At 72.1% G+C, this 15,927-nt stretch carries 13 protein-coding genes; 6 read left to right on the forward strand and 7 right to left on the reverse strand.

Annotated elements, in window-relative coordinates; translation table 11 throughout:
- Positions 1–29: 29 nt before the first annotated feature.
- Positions 30–1,118 carry a threonine synthase gene (locus ACF08N_RS08480; protein ID WP_392323811.1) on the reverse strand — a complete coding sequence of 363 codons (1,089 nt, stop codon included), beginning with the start codon at positions 1,116–1,118 and terminating at the stop codon, positions 30–32.
- 202 nt (positions 1,119–1,320) lie between these two features.
- On the opposite strand from ACF08N_RS08480, the gene ACF08N_RS08485 reads away from it, so the two are divergent.
- The 6 genes from ACF08N_RS08485 to ACF08N_RS08510 all read left to right on the forward strand — a co-directional run bounded on the left by ACF08N_RS08485 (position 1,321) and on the right by ACF08N_RS08510 (position 8,644).
- Positions 1,321–2,895, forward strand: coding sequence for a S8 family serine peptidase (locus ACF08N_RS08485; protein ID WP_392323812.1), 1,575 nt, complete (start codon positions 1,321–1,323; stop codon positions 2,893–2,895).
- Between the two features lie 306 nt (positions 2,896–3,201).
- Positions 3,202–3,954, forward strand: coding sequence for a GntR family transcriptional regulator (locus ACF08N_RS08490; protein WP_392323813.1), 753 nt, complete (start codon positions 3,202–3,204; stop codon positions 3,952–3,954).
- 421 nt (positions 3,955–4,375) lie between these two features.
- On the forward strand, positions 4,376–4,555 hold the full coding sequence (locus tag ACF08N_RS08495) for an SPOR domain-containing protein (RefSeq protein WP_392323814.1): 180 nt from the start codon (positions 4,376–4,378) through the stop codon (positions 4,553–4,555).
- A gap of 60 nt (positions 4,556–4,615) precedes the next feature.
- Positions 4,616–5,035 (forward strand): (deoxy)nucleoside triphosphate pyrophosphohydrolase, encoded by a 420-nt coding sequence (locus ACF08N_RS08500; protein ID WP_392323815.1) that lies wholly within the window; start codon positions 4,616–4,618, stop codon positions 5,033–5,035.
- A gap of 429 nt (positions 5,036–5,464) precedes the next feature.
- Positions 5,465–5,881 (forward strand): ATP-binding protein, encoded by a 417-nt coding sequence (locus tag ACF08N_RS08505; RefSeq protein ID WP_392323816.1) that lies wholly within the window; start codon positions 5,465–5,467, stop codon positions 5,879–5,881.
- A 180-nt stretch (positions 5,882–6,061) separates the two neighbouring features.
- The gene (locus tag ACF08N_RS08510; protein ID WP_392323921.1) at positions 6,062–8,644 is read left to right on the forward strand and encodes a SpoIIE family protein phosphatase; all 2,583 of its coding nucleotides are present in this window, start codon (positions 6,062–6,064) and stop codon (positions 8,642–8,644) included.
- A gap of 240 nt (positions 8,645–8,884) precedes the next feature.
- Here the strand turns inward: ACF08N_RS08510 and ACF08N_RS08515 are convergent, their stop codons facing one another.
- The 6 genes from ACF08N_RS08515 to ACF08N_RS08540 form a co-directional block, all read right to left on the reverse strand.
- A complete protein-coding gene (locus tag ACF08N_RS08515; protein ID WP_392323817.1) occupies positions 8,885–9,595 on the reverse strand; it encodes a PspA/IM30 family protein in 711 nt (236 codons plus the stop codon).
- Between the two features lie 43 nt (positions 9,596–9,638).
- A complete protein-coding gene (locus ACF08N_RS08520; protein WP_392323922.1) occupies positions 9,639–11,672 on the reverse strand; it encodes a TPM domain-containing protein in 2,034 nt (677 codons plus the stop codon).
- Positions 11,673–11,874: 202 nt separating this feature from the next.
- A complete protein-coding gene (locus tag ACF08N_RS08525; protein WP_392323818.1) occupies positions 11,875–12,645 on the reverse strand; it encodes a succinate dehydrogenase/fumarate reductase iron-sulfur subunit in 771 nt (256 codons plus the stop codon).
- Positions 12,642–14,570, reverse strand: a complete 1,929-nt coding sequence (locus ACF08N_RS08530) for a fumarate reductase/succinate dehydrogenase flavoprotein subunit (RefSeq protein ID WP_392323819.1) — start codon at positions 14,568–14,570, stop codon at positions 12,642–12,644. The genes ACF08N_RS08525 and ACF08N_RS08530 overlap by 4 nt, the downstream gene beginning before the upstream one ends.
- Before the next feature lie 18 nt (positions 14,571–14,588).
- Positions 14,589–15,410 (reverse strand): hypothetical protein, encoded by an 822-nt coding sequence (locus tag ACF08N_RS08535; protein ID WP_392323820.1) that lies wholly within the window; start codon positions 15,408–15,410, stop codon positions 14,589–14,591.
- A 50-nt stretch (positions 15,411–15,460) separates the two neighbouring features.
- Positions 15,461–15,703 (reverse strand): hypothetical protein, encoded by a 243-nt coding sequence (locus ACF08N_RS08540; RefSeq protein WP_392323821.1) that lies wholly within the window; start codon positions 15,701–15,703, stop codon positions 15,461–15,463.
- Positions 15,704–15,927: the final 224 nt, after the last annotated feature.

A 15,927-nucleotide genomic window follows, 5' to 3' on the forward strand; every position in this document is an offset into this window, starting at 1 on the left:
GCTGGGCGGCGGGGCCGGCCCGCTCCTCTCTACCGCGCCACGCCCGTCTTGAGGCCCGCGCCGCACAGGGGGACCACCGCCGTGCGGTGGGTCCAGGAACCGGCCGCCGCCCAGCACGCCACACCCGTCGACTCCACGAACAGGCCCCGTGCCGCGAGGTCCTTCTGCGCCGCGCGGATCTCGTCCTCCGTCACCGTCAGGAACTCGCCGCCGGACTCCCGTACCGCGCGCAGGATCTGCCGGGCGCGCGGCGGGTTCGGGATCGCGATGCCCTCCGCGAGGGTCGGCGTCGCGGGCGCGGGGGCGAGCAGGTCCTGCGCGCCCGCGCGGAACGCCGCCGCCAGCGGCGAGACCGCCTCCGCCTGCACGGCGACCAGTGCGGGGCGCGCGTCGATCAGCCCGTGGGCGAGCAGTTCGTCGAGCGCGAGCGCGGCGCCGAGCAGCAGGGTGCCGTTGCCGACGGGCACGACGATCGCCTCCGGGAGGCGGCCGCCCAGGTCCTCCCAGAGCTCGTAGACGTACGTCTTGGTGCCGTGCAGGAAGTACGGGTTGTAGACGTGGCTCGCGTAGAAGACGCCGGGCTCGCCGGCCGCCGCCCGCGCGGCGGACGCCGTGGCCTCGCGGTCGCCGCGGACCGTCTCCAGGCGCGCCCCGTGCGCCCGGATCTGCTCGGTCTTCTTCGCGGACGTGCCCTCGGGGACGTACACCGTGCACGCGAGACCCGCCCGCGCGCAGTACGCGGCGACGGACGTGCCCGCGTTCCCGCTGCTGTCGGCGATCACCCGGCGCGGCCCGAGCCGCCGCGCGAGCTCCGCCAGCATGACCGCGCCCCGGTCCTTGAAGGACAGCGTCGGCATGACGAAGTCGAGCTTCGCCGACACGTTCGCCGTGAGGGGAACGAGCGGAGTGCGGCCCTCGCCGAGTGTGGCCGCGGGCGCGGACAGCGGCAGCGCCTCCTCGTAGCGCCACAGCGAATTCACGCGGCCCGCCAGTGCCGTGCGGACAACGGCCCCGGCGCTGAAGTCCAGGTCGAGGGGGCTCCGGCAGTCCGGGCAGCACCAGATGTCAGAATCGACCGGCCAGTAACTCGTGCAACGGGGGCATCGGTAGGACGTCATGGGTCGCCAGCATGGCAGCCGTGTGGCGCTCGTATTTCGCTGTCGCCTGTCCTCTTGTGCGATTCCTATGGATCCGCCAATCTTTCGCTCGGCGGATGGACAAGGGGGGTTGACGAGTTGATACCAGATCGTTGGCATGCCCCTGCCGTTCATCTGTCATGACCCCCACAGCAACGCACCACCTATGAGGAGGACCCCTCACATGTCTGTGATGCGTGACTCGCGGCGAAGACTCGCCGCGGCCAGCGCCATAGCCGTCGCCGCGCTCTCGCTCGGCACGGTCTCCGCCCTTCCGGCCGTCGCGGTCGAGCCGGCGCCGGAAGGCGTCATCGAGAACGCCGGTGCCCCCGGCGCCATCAAGGGCAGCTACATCGTCACGCTCGACGAGTCCGAGGCAGACGCGGGCTCGAAGGCGGGCAAGGCTCTCGCGGCCGAGTACGGCGCGAAGATCAAGCGGACGTACAACGCCGCGCTCAACGGCTACTCCGTCCAGCTCACCGAGGCGCAGGCCAAGAAGTTCGCGGCGGACCCCGCCGTCGAGTCCGTCGTGCAGAACCGTGTCTTCAAGGTCTCCGGCACGCAGCCGAGCCCGCCGTCCTGGGGCCTCGACCGGGTCGACCAGCGGGCGCTCCCGCTGAACCAGAGCTACACCTACCCCGACGCCGCGGGCGAGGGTGTGACGGCGTACGTCATCGACACCGGCGTACGCATCTCCCACAGCGACTTCGGCGGCCGCGCCTCCTACGGCTACGACGCCATCGACAACGACAACACGGCACAGGACGGCCACGGTCACGGCACGCACGTCGCCGGCACCGTCGCCGGGTCCTCCTACGGTGTGGCCAAGAAGGCCAAGATCGTCGGCGTCCGCGTGCTCGACAACTCCGGCTCCGGCACGACCGAGCAGGTCGTCGCCGGCATCGACTGGGTGACGCAGAACGCCGTCAAGCCGGCCGTCGCCAACATGAGCCTCGGCGGCGGCATCGACACCGCCCTCGACACGGCCGTGCGCAACTCCATCGCCTCCGGTATCACCTACGCGGTCGCGGCGGGCAACGACGGCTCCAACGCCTCCAACTACTCGCCCGCGCGGGTCACCGAGGCCATCACCGTCGGCTCCACCACCAGCTCCGACGCCCGTTCCAGCTTCTCCAACTACGGCAGCGTCCTGGACATCTTCGCCCCGGGCTCGTCGATCAAGTCGGCCTGGAACACCAGTGACACGGCCACGAACACCATCTCCGGCACCTCGATGGCGACCCCGCACGTCGCGGGTGCGGCCGCCCTGTACCTGGCCGCCAACAAGACCGCGACCCCGGCCCAGGTCTCCTCGGCCCTGACCACCGCCGCCACCTCCGGTGTGGTGGGCAACCCGGGCACCGGCTCGCCCAACCGCCTGCTGTACGTCGGCGGCGGCAGCACCACCCCGCCCGGACCGAAGTTCGAGAACACCGGCGACTACGCGATCAACGACAACGCCACGGTCGAGTCGCCGATCACCGTCAGCGGTGTCGCGGGCAACGCGCCCTCGAACCTCGCCGTCTCGGTGGACATCAAGCACACCTACATCGGTGACCTGAGGGTCGACCTCGTCGCCCCCGACGGCTCCGTCTACAACCTGAAGGCGTACGGCTCCGGCGGCAGCGCGGACAACATCCTCACCACGTACACGGTGAACGCGTCGTCCGAGGTCGCGAACGGCACGTGGAAGCTGCGGGTGAGCGACAACGCCCGCTACGACACGGGCCGGATCGACGTCTGGGCGCTTCAGTTCTGATCCTGACCCCCGTCAGGGCCTGACAGGCGGAGGGGCGGCCGTTCGCGGCCGCCCCTTTCTCGCTGCCAGGCCGCCCGAATTGTTCGGATCGTCGACTGCGACGCGGTGACGGCGCCGAGGTGACCGGTAGCTTCACGGGTCGGAGAGCGGCCCGGGCCTGAACGTGTTCGGGGACCCGGACGTACCGGCGGTAAACCGCTGCCCACCGGCAAATCATCACATCGAGTGAAACTTTGGCCCACACTTGCGGCCAACGACCCACGGTTGCCAGTCTGTTGCTGTCTGTCAACCTGTTGGGAGTGGCCAGTGACATTCGGTGAGCAGCCCGCCTACTTGCGCGTTGCGAGCGATCTGCGGGAGAAGATCGTGAACGGCTCGCTGCCGCCGCACACCCGCCTGCCCTCACAGGCACGGATCCGTGAGGAGTACGGCGTCTCGGACACCGTCGCCCTCGAAGCCCGCAAGGTGCTCATGGCGGAGGGTCTGGTCGAGGGCCGGTCCGGATCCGGGACGTATGTGCGCGAGCGGCCCGTTCCGCGGCGGGTGGCCCGTTCCGGGTTCCGGCCGCCGTCGGGTGCGAGCCCTTTCCGCCAGGAGCAGGCGGAGGGCGGGACCCGGGGCACCTGGGAGTCCAGCAGCGAGCAGGAGGGCGCGAGCCCGGAGATCGCCGCCCGGCTCGGCATCCAGCTCGGCGACCGCGTGATGCGCACCCGCTACCTCTACCGGGACGCGGGCGAGGCCATGATGATCTCCACGTCCTGGGAGCCGCTGGAGGTCACGGGCCGGACGCCGGTGATGCTCCCCGAGGAAGGGCCGCTCGGCGGGTGTGGTGTGGTCGAGCGCATGGCCGCCATCGACATCGTCGTGGACAACGTGGTGGAGGAGGTCGGCGCGCGTCCCGGCCTCGCCGAGGAGCTGCTGGCGCTCGGCGGCGTACCGGGCCATGTGGTGATGGTGATCGAGCGGACGTACTACGCGTCGGGCCGGGCGGTCGAGACGGCGGACGTGGTGGTGCCGGCGGACCGCTACCGGGTCGCGTACCACCTCCCGGTGAAGTGAAGGACATGGCGGGGCTTGTGACGGGTCGTTGACTGAGCCGCGAAGGCCCGTAATCACCGACATCGCCGACTGCCCGTCCACTCCGGGCCCGATCTGTTCGCTCTGCTGCTCGCTGGACGCCGCATGCGGTGATGCGTGCCGCAACGATTCGGCCCGGGCCCTGGGCTCGGTCCTGGTGCCGGTGCCGCCCGGGCGGGCGGTGCGGGCCGGCTGAGGGTCGGTCGGGCGGCCGGTGGCCGCGCGGCACCCGTGCTTTTCGGGCGGAACAGGGGGCGTATCCAGCCGGATACGCCCCCTTCATGTATCTCTTTGTAAAAACCCGTATCCGCTCAGTGAAGGTCAGGCGTACGCTTGGGCATATGCTGAGTGGAGTTTCAGGCATCAACTTACAGGCGGGCAGGGCGAGTCGGGGAGGGGCGCGATGAACGACGGCGGTGCCACGCTCCCCTGGCAGGTCATTCGCCAGGACGACAACGGCAACCGATATCGCGTCGGCCGCTACGCCACCCGGGACGAGGCCCAGCAGATAGCGGACACCCTCGACGGCCGGGGGCACAAGCAGCTCTACTGGGTGGAGCGCATCGGGCAGACCGGCGCCTGACGCCCGGGGCGGGAAGATCGTCTTGGGGGCGGCTCCGGCGCGCGCAGTACCCTCCGGCACATGAGTGATCGTGTGGTGGTGGCCGGGGCCGTGTACGACCGGGGCCGGCTGCTCGCCGCCCGGCGCAGCGCGCCCGCGGAGCTGGCGGGCCGCTGGGAGCTGCCCGGCGGGAAGCTGGAGCCGGGGGAGAGCCCCGAGCAGGCGCTCGTGCGCGAGCTGCGCGAGGAGCTCGGAGTGGAGACCGAGCCGCTGGAGCGCATCCCGGGCGAGTGGCCGCTGAAGCCCGGATACGTGCTCCAGGTGTGGACCGTGCGGCTGGTCTCCGGCCGCCCTCGGGCGCTCCAGGACCACGACGAATTGCGCTGGCTCGCGCCCCACGAGAGCGATGACGTCGACTGGCTCGACCAGGACCGGCCCGCGGTGGCGGAGGCCGCGCGCCTGCTGCGCTCCCGCTCGGGGGGCGACGCGGCACGCACGTGAAGTGGCGGGGCGCGCATCTGGCGCGCGGCGCGGCAGGCGCCTGACGCGCGGCCGGGCGGCCGAGTGGAGGGTCAGGGGGGCCTGGCGGTGTGCCGGGCGCAGCGTCAGGCGATGCCCCCGGCGGTGTGCCGGGCGGAGCGTCAGGCGGTGCCCGTCGGTGTGACCGGGCGGCCGTCGGGCGAGGCCCGGCCAAGGCCGGGCGCGTCCCGCGCGGCCGGCGCGACCGCGCCGGTGCGCGGGAGTTGGCCGGCACTCAGGCAGGAACCGAACGGGCGCGGGGCGAACCGGACGGCGTGTGGCGCGGCGAGTGCGCCGTATGGGCCACCGTGCTCTCGTTCCCGCTCGCGCCGCGGTACTGGGCGCCGAATATCGGGTATGTGCTGATTAACCCCATCAAAAGGGTCATTGCTCCCGTGGTGGTCTGGGGAAGTGAGCGGCGTGACCGGCAGCGAAGGCGAATGCGCCCAGTGGACCTTCCCGGCGCAGCCGAACGCCGTGCGCGCCGCGCGCCACGCCGTCCGCGAGACTCTCAGGGCCTGGGGCCTGGACGCAGCCGTCGGTGATGTGACCGTGTTGCTGGTCAGCGAGCTGGTGACCAATTCCCAGCGGTACACCTCGGGTCCGATCGGCCTGCGGATCTTCCGCCCCAGCGAGAACGGCACCGCGCCCACGCTGCTGGTGGAGGTGTCGGATCCGCTTCCGGATCCTCCCACCGAGCGGTCCGCCCACCCCGACGACGAGGGCGGCCGGGGGCTGCAACTGGTGGCCTGCACGGCCCGCCGCTGGGGTACCCGGCGGGGCAGGACCGGCAAGACCGTGTGGTTCGAGCTGGCCCTGACTGGTTAGGAGTCTGGAGGGACGACGATCACGGGGGACTCGGCCGAAAATGAACGAGACCTCTCTGTGATCGTGAACGCCGTGCCGGTCGGAGCCGTAGTGCTGAATACTGCGGTCATGGCCGGTCCGGTGCGGTGAGCTGGAGGGGACGGTCGCGTGAGCGAGATACCTGAGACGGCAAGCGGTGCCATGTGGCAGAGCAGCGCGCCTGGCTCGATCTATGACTACATCAAGGTCGCATCGTTCTCGATCGGCCCGGACGGGCTCGTCGATCAGTGGAGCAGGCGGGCCGTGGAGCTCTTCGGCATCACCGCCGACGAGGTCAGGGGCAAGGATCCGGTCGAGGTCTTCATGCCGGCCGACCTGAGGCCACGAGGACACCGCACGGTCGCCGAGATCCTGGACGGCAAGGAGTGGACGGGCCTCGTGCCCTTCCGGATGCCGGGCCGCGACGGCGACCACGACCACGGCCGTGACCGCGCCCACGGGCTCGCGGAGATCTATGTGATGCCGAGTGAGACCGAGCACGGCGAACAGGCCGCGCTGTGCATCGTCGTCGACGTGCGCGCGCTGCGCCGGATCGAGAGCGATCTCGCCGCATCGCAGGCCATTTTCGGTCAATCTCCTTTCGGCTTCCTGCTCTTCGGCACCGACCTCACCGTGCAGCGCGCCAACCAGCGCTTCGCCACCGTCTTCGGCGGCGCCGCCGAGGAGCACCGCGGCCGCACCGTGCACGACTACCTCTCCCGCCCCGAGGCCGACCGGATGAACGCCGCCCTGCGCCGCGTCCTGGAGACCGGAGAGGCCGTCACCGACCTCCAGATCGTGGGCACGGCACCGGGCAGCACCGACCGCAGACACTGGTCGATCAACCTCTACCGGGTGCACGGCGGATCGGGCCGGCCCGTCGGGGTCGCCGGACTGGGCATCGATGTCACACGCCGTCACATGGCGGCCCGGGAGGCGGCCAACGCCCGGCGCAATCTCGCCCTCCTCAACGAGGCGAGCTCCCGCATCGGCAACTCCCTCGACCTGGAGACCACTGCCCGCGAACTGCTCGACGTCGCCGTCCCCGGCTTCTGCGACCTCGCCTCCGTCGACCTCTACCAGGGCCTGCTCACCGGCGACGAGGCGCCGCCCGGTCAGTTCGCCTCCCCGCATGCCGAGAGCTACGGCGGCGGCAGCGCCGAACTGCGCCGGGTCGCCTTCGCCAGCGCCGTGTCCGACGCGCCGCTGATGACCACCCCCGACTGCGTGCCCGAGGGCGGTGGCCCCACCCAGGTCGGAGAGGTCCACCGCTACCCGTTCAACTCGCCCTGCGCCAGTGCCCTGCGGACCGCGAGCCCGCAGACGATCCCCGGCCGCGACGGCGGCCTCGTCCAGTCCACGCTCGCCGTTCCGATGGTGGCGCACGACACCGTCGTCGGCCTGGTGCAGTTCGCCCGCGCCAAGGGCAGCGAACCCTTCGGGGACCGGGACCGGGCCCTGGCCGTCGAGCTCGCCGCCCGCGCGGCCGTCTGTATCGACAACGCCCGGCTCTACCGCAGGGAGCACGAGCGCGCGCTCATCCTGCAGCGCAGCCTGCTCCCGCCCGGTGACCCCGAGGCGGCGGGCCTCGACATCGCCTGCCGCTACCTGCCCGGCACCACCGCCACCGAGGTGGGCGGTGACTGGTTCGACGTCATCGAACTGCCCGGACACCGCACCGCCCTCGTCGTCGGCGACGTGATGGGCCGTGGACTGCGGGCCGCGGTCGCCATGGGCGAACTGCGCACCGCCGTGCGGACGCTGGCACTGCTCGACCTGGAACCGGCCGAGGTGCTCTCCGCACTCGACGAGATCGCCCGCGGCCTCGGCAGCCCTGGGAACCCCTCGCAGCTCCGCCGCTCCAACGGCGGCGCCCAGGTCCCGCACCAGCTCCCGCGCGGGTCGCGCGAGGCCGACCTCTCCGAGGTCTACCTCGCCACCTGTGTGTACGCCGTCTACGACCCGGTCACCCGCCGCTGCACCTTCGCCAACGCCGGCCATCTGCCGCCCGTCCTCGTCGAACCGGGCGAGGAGGCGCTGCTGCTCGACGTACCGCCGGGGATGCCGCTCGGGGTGGGCGGCGAACCCTTCGAGGAGGTGGAGGTCGAGCTCCCCGAGGGGGCCCTCCTCGCGCTGTACACCGACGGCCTCGTCGAGTCCCGCGACCACCCCCTCGACGAGGGCCTGCACGCCTTCCGCACCGCGCTCACCGATCCGGGGCGCGCGCTCGAGGACGTCTGCGACCACGTGCTGAACACGTTGGACACGCGGCACGGCGAGGACGACATCGCCCTCCTCATGGCCCGCGTCCAGGGCCTGCCCGCCGAGTCCGTCGGCGACTGGCGCCTGCCGCGCGAACCCCGCTCCGTGGGCCGGGCCCGCGAGCTCACCCGCGCGCAGCTCGTCGCCTGGGACCTCGAGGCGCTGGTCGACACCGTCGAACTGCTCGTCAGCGAACTCGTCACCAACGCGCTGCGGTACGGGGAGGGCGAGATCCGGCTGCGCCTGCTGCGGGACCGGACGCTGGTCTGCGAGGTCTGGGACGCGGGCCTCGTCCAGCCCCGCCGCCGCCGCGCCCGCGACACGGACGAGGGCGGCCGCGGCCTGCAACTGGTGGGCCTGCTGAGCACGTCATGGGGCTCCCGGCGGACGCCACGGGGCAAGACGGTCTGGTTCGAACTCCCGCTCCCGGACGGCGAGGGGTCGGCGGAGCCGACGGTGGAGCAGTTGCTGAGCATGTTCTGAGGGTGGTGCCGGGCGCTTTCCCCTACCCGCCCTCCCCCTACGGCCTGGCGGCCGTGGGAGGTACCCCCATCCCGAAACCGGGGGCAAGCCCCCAGGCCCCGTACCGCGCTTCGCGCGGCGCCCTCAATCTTTGATTTCGCGCGGCGAAATCCAGCCCCGCTGGGGGCACCTCCCACGGCCGCCAGGCCGTAGGGAGAGCGCGGGCGGGGGGCAACAGGCCCCGCGCAGCGGCCCCGCCCCCTACCCGGACTTCAGCGCCGCCAGCCTCGCCTCGATCTCCGCGCTGTCGCCCGCCGCGTCCAGCTCCTCGAACTGCGCGTCCAGCGACGACGCCGCCAGTTCCTCCCGGCCCAGCGCCCTCGCCTCCTCGCGGCGGACCTTGTCCTCGAAGCGGCCCAGGTCGCTCGTCGGGTCGAGCACGTCGATGCTCTTCACAGCGTCCAGCATCCGGTTCCGCGCCTGCGCCGACGCCGCCCGCGCCACCAGCTCGTCCCGCTTCGCCCGCAGCTCGGTCAGCTTCGACTTCATCTGCTCCAGGCCGGACCTGAGCCGGTCCACGACCTCCGTCTGCGCGGCGATCACCGGCTCCGCCGTCCTCGCCTCCTTCTCGGACTGGAGCTGCCGGCCCAGCGCCACCTTCGCCAGGTTGTCGAACCGGTCCGCGTCCACCGTCCGACCCGCGGCCCGCAGCTCGTCCGCCTTCCGGCTCGCCGCGAGCGCCTTCCCGCCCCACTCCCTCGCGGCCTCCACGTCCTCCTCGTGGTCCTGTTCCATCAGCCGCAGGTTGCCGATGCTGCCGGCGATCGCCTGCTCCGCCTCGGCCACGTTGTCCGTGTAGTCGCGGATCAGCTGGTCGAGCATCTTCTGCGGGTCCTCCGCCTGGTCCAGCAGCGCATTGATGTTCGCCTTCGCCAGCCGGGCGACCCGCCCGAGGACGGTCTGCTTGGTCATCGCACTCTCCTTGAAAACGCCGTACGGACGGGATCGGGCAGGCTCAGAAGCGCCCACCGCCCATCCGGCCCCGCGTGCCCCCGCCGCCGAAGCTCCCGGGCGGCCCGACCCCGAACCCGCCACTCCCGAAACCGCCGCCGAAGCCCCCACGGCCTCCGCCCCCGCCGAGCAGTCCGCCGAGGATGATCCCGCCCAGCACCGCGCCGCCCAGTCCGCCCCCGGCGCCCGCACCGCCGCCACCGGGCCCGAAGGGGCCCCCGAAGTCGCCGCGACCCGCGTAACCGCGTACGTCGTTCTCCGCGAGCGACTGCGCCTGCCGTGCCATAGCGTCCGCGTGCTGGGCCTCCGCCAGTGCCGCCTGGGCGTCGCCCTCGCCCAGCGACTCCGCCCGGTCCATCCGCCGCTGCGCCTCCGCGAGCCGGGTGCGGGCCTCGCTGCCGACCGCGCCGCGGTGGGTGGTGATGTAGTCGGCTGCCGCGCCGGTCGCCGCGCGCGCGCCGAGCAGGGCCCGGTCCAGCAGCGCCCGGGCGCGCAGCGTCCCCTGTTCGCTCGCACGGGCCTCCGCCAGCGCCTCGTCGAGCGCGGCGTCGGCCTCCTCGACCCGGCGCAGGGCGTCGATGGGGTCGTACGGCCCCGCTTCCACCTCCCGCCGTACCTCAGACGTCACCGTCTCCGCGCGGGCGGACCGCCCCCGCAGCGCGGCCGTGGACACGCCGTCGGGCGTCCCTTCCAGCAGCCCGCGGGCCTCCGCCAGATCCGCCTCGGTCTCGGTCAGGGCCCCGGGGAGCTTCCCGGCCGCCTCCGCCAGCTCCTGCGCCCGCCGGTCGACCGCGCCGACGAGCCGGACGGCCTGCGCGACGGCTCCTTCGGCGGCCCGTACGTGGACGGCGGCCGTGCCGTTGTCGCCGCCCTCGACGGCCTTGCGCGCCTGGCCGAGACTGTTCGTCGCGAACTCCAGCCGGTCCTTCGCCTGCTCCACGTCGTCCGCGACCGGAGCGGACGCCGTCGCCGCGTACCGTTCGCGCATCACGCCCAGCGCGGCCTCCGTGCCGACCATCCGCCCGCTGACGTCGCCGAGGGCCGCCTCGGCCGCGTCGAGCGCCTGGGGGGCGTTCTGTTCGAGGGCGCGCAGCCGGTCGAAGTCCTCGGACTCGGCGTCCAGTCGGCGGTTGGCCTCGGCGCACCTGGCGATGATCTCGTCCAGCATCCGGCGCCGGGTGGCGTCGTCCTCGGGGTAGGCGTCGTCGAGCTGCTGCCGCAGCCGGAAGGCCGCGGTGAGTTCCTTCGTCGCGTGCTCGACGGCCGCGGTGAACGGCTCGGCCGCCTCCTCGCCGAACTGCGCGACCGCGAAGCCCAGTTCCTCCTGGCTGGTGCGCACCGCGTCGTCGGTGTCCACGAGCGCCTGCTTCGCCTTGGCGTCGAGCTCGGGCAGCGGTCTGTGCCCCGGCTCCCCCCAGCCCTCCTGGCCGCCCTGCGGCGTCGTACGGGTCGCCGTGCGCCGCCGACGCTTGGCGTACGTGTAGGCGGCCAGTGCGACGGCCCCGCCGACCACCGCGATGGGCAGCACGAGGTCGCCCGCGCCCGTCCCGGCGCCGGGGTCGGAGCCGGGGTCGGCCTCACCCGGGGTGACGGCGACCTCGGGCACCGGGCGGCCGGCCAGCACGGCGCCGTAGCCTTCGGCGGCGCCGATCGCCGCGCCCGCCCAGTCGCTGCGCCGCAGCGCGGGCTCGACGCCCCTGGCGGCGACCTCGGCGAGCTGGGGGTCGGTCAGGCGCGAGCCGTCGTCGACCCAGTACGCGTACCGGCGGTCGTGGGTGGCGACGGCGAGCAGGACGTCGCTCTCGCCGAGGCCGTTCCGCTCGGCGGTCTCGCCGGCCCACTCCTGTGCGCCGTGGCCCGAGAAGTCGCGGACGTACACGACGAACAGCTGGAGCCGCTGTTCGTCGAAGAGCCGGTCCAGGGCCTGTACGACCTGCGGCTCGCGATCGCCCAGCGCGCCCACCCGGTCGGTGATCTGCCCCTGCCGGGACAGGTCGACGGGGTCGTCGGCGCGGGCGCCGGCGGCCGCGGGCACCATCAGCCAGCACGCCGCCACCAGGACGGCGAGGAGAGTCCGGGCGGCGGTACCTGTCACATTCGGGAGGCTATGCCCGGTACGGGAAGGCCGCGACCGCACGACCGCCGCGCGGACCTCCTGCTGCGGCGTCGCACGGGGACCGTGGCGGACGCCCGAACGCGCCCGCCGCCGGGGCCCGCCGCCGGGGCGGCGCCGGGCCCGCTCAGCCCTCCCGGCGCCGGATCTTGTTCCCCAGCCACACCAGCGGGTCGTACTTGCGGTCCGCCGCGCGCTCCTTCAGCGGGATCAGCGCGTTGTCCGTGATCTTGATGCCTTCCGGGCAGACCTCCGTGCAGCACTTGGTGATGTTGCAGTAGCCGAGGCCGTGTTCGTCCTGGGCCGTCGTCCTGCGGTCGAGTCCCGACCCGGCGGCCGCGTCCAGCGGGTGCATGTCCAGTTCGGCGATCCGCATCAGGAAGCGGGGACCGGCGAACGCCGCCTTGTTCTCCTCGTGGTCGCGCACCACATGGCAGGTGTCCTGGCACAGGAAGCACTCGATGCACTTGCGGAACTCCTGCGAGCGCTCCACGTCGATCTGCTGCATCCGGTACTCGCCCGGCGCCACGCCCGGCGGCGGCACGAAGGACGGGACCTCGCGCGCCTTCTCGTAGTTGAAGGACACATCGGTCACCAGGTCCCGCACCACGGGGAAGGCCCGCAGCGGGGTGACCGTGATCGTCTCCTCACGCGAGAACACCGACATCCGGGTCATGCACATCAGCCGCGGCCGACCGTTGATCTCGGCGCTGCACGATCCGCACTTGCCCGCCTTGCAGTTCCAGCGGACCGCGAGGTCGGGCGCCTGGGTGGCCTGGAGGCGGTGGATGATGTCGAGGACGACCTCGCCGTCGTTGACCTCCACGGTGAAATCCGTGAGCCCCCCGCCGCCCTGGTCGCCGCGCCACACCCGGAACCGGGCGTCGTACGTGCTCATTCGGTCAGCTCCTCTTCGGCGAGGTACTTGACCAGCTCCTCCTTCTCGAAGAGGCCGAGCAGGTCGGGTCGGATCGGCTCGGTCGTCCTGCGCTCCAGGACGATCTGGCCGCGTTCGGGATCGGTGGCCGCGCTCTCCCCGCTCGGATCGGCGAGCCGGCACAGCAGGTTCGCCCGGCGCCAGTCGCGTTCCATCGCGGGGCAGTCCTCGCGGGTGTGGCCGCCGCGGCTCTCGGTGCGTTCCAGGGCGGCCCGCGCGATGCACTCGCTGACGAGCAGCATGTTGCGCAGGTCCAGCGACAGGTGCCAGCCGGGGTTGAACTGCCGGTGCCCCTCGACGCCGGCCCGCTGCGCCCGCACCCGCAGCTCGGCGAGCTTGTCGAGCGCCTGCTCCATCTCGCCCGCGCGCCGGATGATGCCGACCAGGTCGTTCATCGTCTGCTGGAGCTCCTGGTGGAGCGTGTACGGGTTCTCCGGCGGCGCCCCCGGTTCGGACGCCTCCGCGCTGAACGGGCGCAGTGCCTCGGCCGCCGCCGCGTCGATCCCTGCCTCGTCCACGAGGGGGCGGACGGCCTGGGCCCCGGCGTACTCGGCCGCGTACAGCCCGGCCCGCCTGCCGAAGACCAGCAGGTCGGAGAGGGAGTTTCCGCCGAGCCGGTTGGAGCCGTGCATTCCGCCGGCCACCTCCCCGGCGGCGAACAGGCCGGGGACGCCCACCGCGGCAGCGGTGTCGGACTCGACGGCGATCCCGCCCATCACGTAGTGGCAGGTGGGCCCGACCTCCATCGCCTCGGCGGTGATGTCGACGTCCGCGAGCTCCTTGAACTGGTGGTACATCGACGGCAGCCGGCGCCGGATGACATCGGCCGGCATCCGGGTCGACACGTCGAGGAAGACCCCGCCGTGCGGGGAGCCGCGGCCCGCCTTCACCTCGGCGTTGATCGCGCGCGCGACCTCGTCGCGGGGCAGCAGCTCGGGCGGACGCCGGTTGTTGTCCGGGTCGTCGTACCAGCGGTCGCCCTCCTCCTCGGACTCGGCGTACTTCTCCTTGAACACGTCCGGGATGTAGTCGAACATGAACCGCTTGCCCTCGGAGTTCCGCAGCACCCCGCCGTCGCCGCGCACCGACTCGGTGACGAGGATGCCCTTCACCGACGGCGGCCAGACCATGCCGGTCGGGTGGAACTGCACGAATTCCATGTTGAGCAGCGGCGCCCCCGCGAGCAGCGCCAGGGCGTGCCCGTCGCCGGTGTACTCCCAGGAGTTCGACGTCACCTTGAAGGACTTGCCGATACCGCCCGTCGCGATCACCACGGCGGGCGCTTCCAGGACGAAGAAACGGCCGGACTCGCGCTCGTACCCGAAGACCCCGCTGACCTTGTCGCTGTCCTTGAGCACCCGCGTGACCGTGCACTCCTGGAAGACCTTGAGCCGGGACTCGTAGTCCCCGGTCTCCTTGAAGTCCTCCTGCTGGAGGGCGACGATCTTCTGCTGGAGCGTGCGGATCAGCTCCAGGCCGGTCCGGTCGCCGACGTGGGCGAGGCGCGGGTACTCGTGGCCGCCGAAGTTCCGCTGGGAGATCCGGCCGTCCTTCGTCCGGTCGAAGAGCGCGCCCCAGGTCTCCAGCTCCCAGACCCGGTCCGGGGCCTCCTGGGCGTGCAGTTCGGCCATCCGCCACTGGTTGAGGAACTTCCCGCCGCGCATCGTGTCGCGGAAGTGGACCTGCCAGTTGTCGTGCTCGTTGACGTTGGCCATGGAGGCGGCGATGCCGCCCTCAGCCATGACGGTGTGCGCCTTGCCGAACAGGGACTTGCAGACGACGGCCGTACGCGCGCCCCGCTCGCGCGCCTCGATGGCGGCGCGCAGACCCGCGCCGCCCGCGCCCACGACGACGACGTCCCACTGCTGCCGTTCGAGCTGTGTCATGTCGTTTGGCACCTTCCCCTAGAAGAAGCGCGGATCGTCGAAGGCGCCGGACGCGACGAGATACACGTAGAGGTCGGCGAACGCGACGCTGAACAACGACGCCCAGGCGAGTTGCATGTGCCGGACGTTCAGCTTGCCGACCCAGCTCCACAGGCGGTAGCGCACCGGGTGCCGGGAGAAGTGCCGCAGCCGGCCGCCGACGATGTGCCGGCAGGAGTGGCAGGAGAGGGTGTACGCCCAGATCAGCACGATGTTCACCACGAAGACGAGCGTCCCGAGGCCCATGTGGCCCCAGGCGTAGTGCTCGTCGCGGAAGGCGAGCACGGTGTCGTAGGTGAGGATCCCGGCGACGGGCAGGGCGGCGTAGAAGAAGTACCGGTGGATGTTCTGCAGGATCAGCGGGAAGCGCGTCTCGCCGGTGTACTTCGTGTGCGGCTCGGCGACGGCGCAGGCCGGGGGCGAGGCCCAGAAGCCCCGGTAGTAGGCCTTGCGGTAGTAGTAGCAGGTCAGCCGGAAGCCGAGCGGGAAGACCAGGATCAGCAGCGCGGGCGACAGGCCCCACCAGCTGCCGAAGATCTCCCAGTTCGGTCCCGCCCGCATCGGCACGCAGTTCTCCGCCAGGCAGGGCGAGTAGAACGGCGAGACGTACGGCGCCGCGTAGTAGTCGGCGTTCGCGAACGCGCGCCAGGTCGAGTAGACGATGAAGGCGAGCAGCCCGGCGGCGGTCATGGCCGGGGCGAGCCACCAGCGGTCCGTCCGCAGGTGGCGGGGGCCGATGGCGGCGCGCGTCCGGCCGTGCACGCCCTTATGGATTTGTGGTGGTTCGGTACCTGTGGCCAACGAAGACTCCGGGTGGAGTGGGATCGGGTGAGGTCCGGACTACGGGCCGGTCAGGGCGCGTGCCGATCGCGGGCGCCCAGCCCCTCGTCGTCCGTGTCCGTCCACAGGGCGTGGTTGTACGGGGTGTCCGGGATGGTGACCAGCTCGGGACGGCTCGGCTCCTTCGGCCGGCCGCCGGGCTCGGCCCGGCCCGACACCCGCAGCTGATCGACGGTCTGCTCCAGCTGCCCGACGCGCTGGACCAGCTCGTCGATGCGCTGCTGCATCGCCGTCATCTCTTCCTGCTGGGACATGACGTGTCCTCACTTCCGCAGGGTGCGGTGGCATCGTTCATGCGCCTGAGAGTGTCGCGCGTCACATCCCTGCTTGTGAAGGGACGTGCAGGGATTCCCGGCGCACGCGCTGCCGGCGCGCCCCTTGTGGTTGGTGTCTCGCTCCCCCCATTTTGTTCCTTTGTGCACGTTTATGCGGCATTCATGGTTGACCCGCGCGGGTGACCTTCGACGGATCTCCGTCG

It is taken from the genome of Streptomyces sp. NPDC015127 (genome assembly GCF_043080095.1).
In the GTDB taxonomy this organism is placed as follows: Bacteria; Actinomycetota; Actinomycetes; order Streptomycetales; family Streptomycetaceae; genus Streptomyces.

What these genes read in the sequence shown, in the direction of transcription:
- ACF08N_RS08495 (WP_392323814.1), top strand. Translation starts at nt 4,376, where the DNA reads ATGAACGACGGCGGTGCCACGCTCCCCTGGCAGGTCATTCGCCAGGAC.
- ACF08N_RS08530 (WP_392323819.1), bottom strand. Translation starts at nt 14,570, where the DNA reads ATGACACAGCTCGAACGGCAGCAGTGGGACGTCGTCGTCGTGGGCGCG.
- ACF08N_RS08510 (WP_392323921.1), top strand. Translation starts at nt 6,062, where the DNA reads ATGTGGCAGAGCAGCGCGCCTGGCTCGATCTATGACTACATCAAGGTC.
- ACF08N_RS08500 (WP_392323815.1), top strand. Translation starts at nt 4,616, where the DNA reads ATGAGTGATCGTGTGGTGGTGGCCGGGGCCGTGTACGACCGGGGCCGG.
- ACF08N_RS08515 (WP_392323817.1), bottom strand. Translation starts at nt 9,595, where the DNA reads ATGACCAAGCAGACCGTCCTCGGGCGGGTCGCCCGGCTGGCGAAGGCG.
- ACF08N_RS08540 (WP_392323821.1), bottom strand. Translation starts at nt 15,703, where the DNA reads ATGTCCCAGCAGGAAGAGATGACGGCGATGCAGCAGCGCATCGACGAG.
- ACF08N_RS08525 (WP_392323818.1), bottom strand. Translation starts at nt 12,645, where the DNA reads ATGAGCACGTACGACGCCCGGTTCCGGGTGTGGCGCGGCGACCAGGGC.
- ACF08N_RS08480 (WP_392323811.1), bottom strand. Translation starts at nt 1,118, where the DNA reads ATGACGTCCTACCGATGCCCCCGTTGCACGAGTTACTGGCCGGTCGAT.
- ACF08N_RS08485 (WP_392323812.1), top strand. Translation starts at nt 1,321, where the DNA reads ATGTCTGTGATGCGTGACTCGCGGCGAAGACTCGCCGCGGCCAGCGCC.
- ACF08N_RS08520 (WP_392323922.1), bottom strand. Translation starts at nt 11,672, where the DNA reads ATGGTGCCCGCGGCCGCCGGCGCCCGCGCCGACGACCCCGTCGACCTG.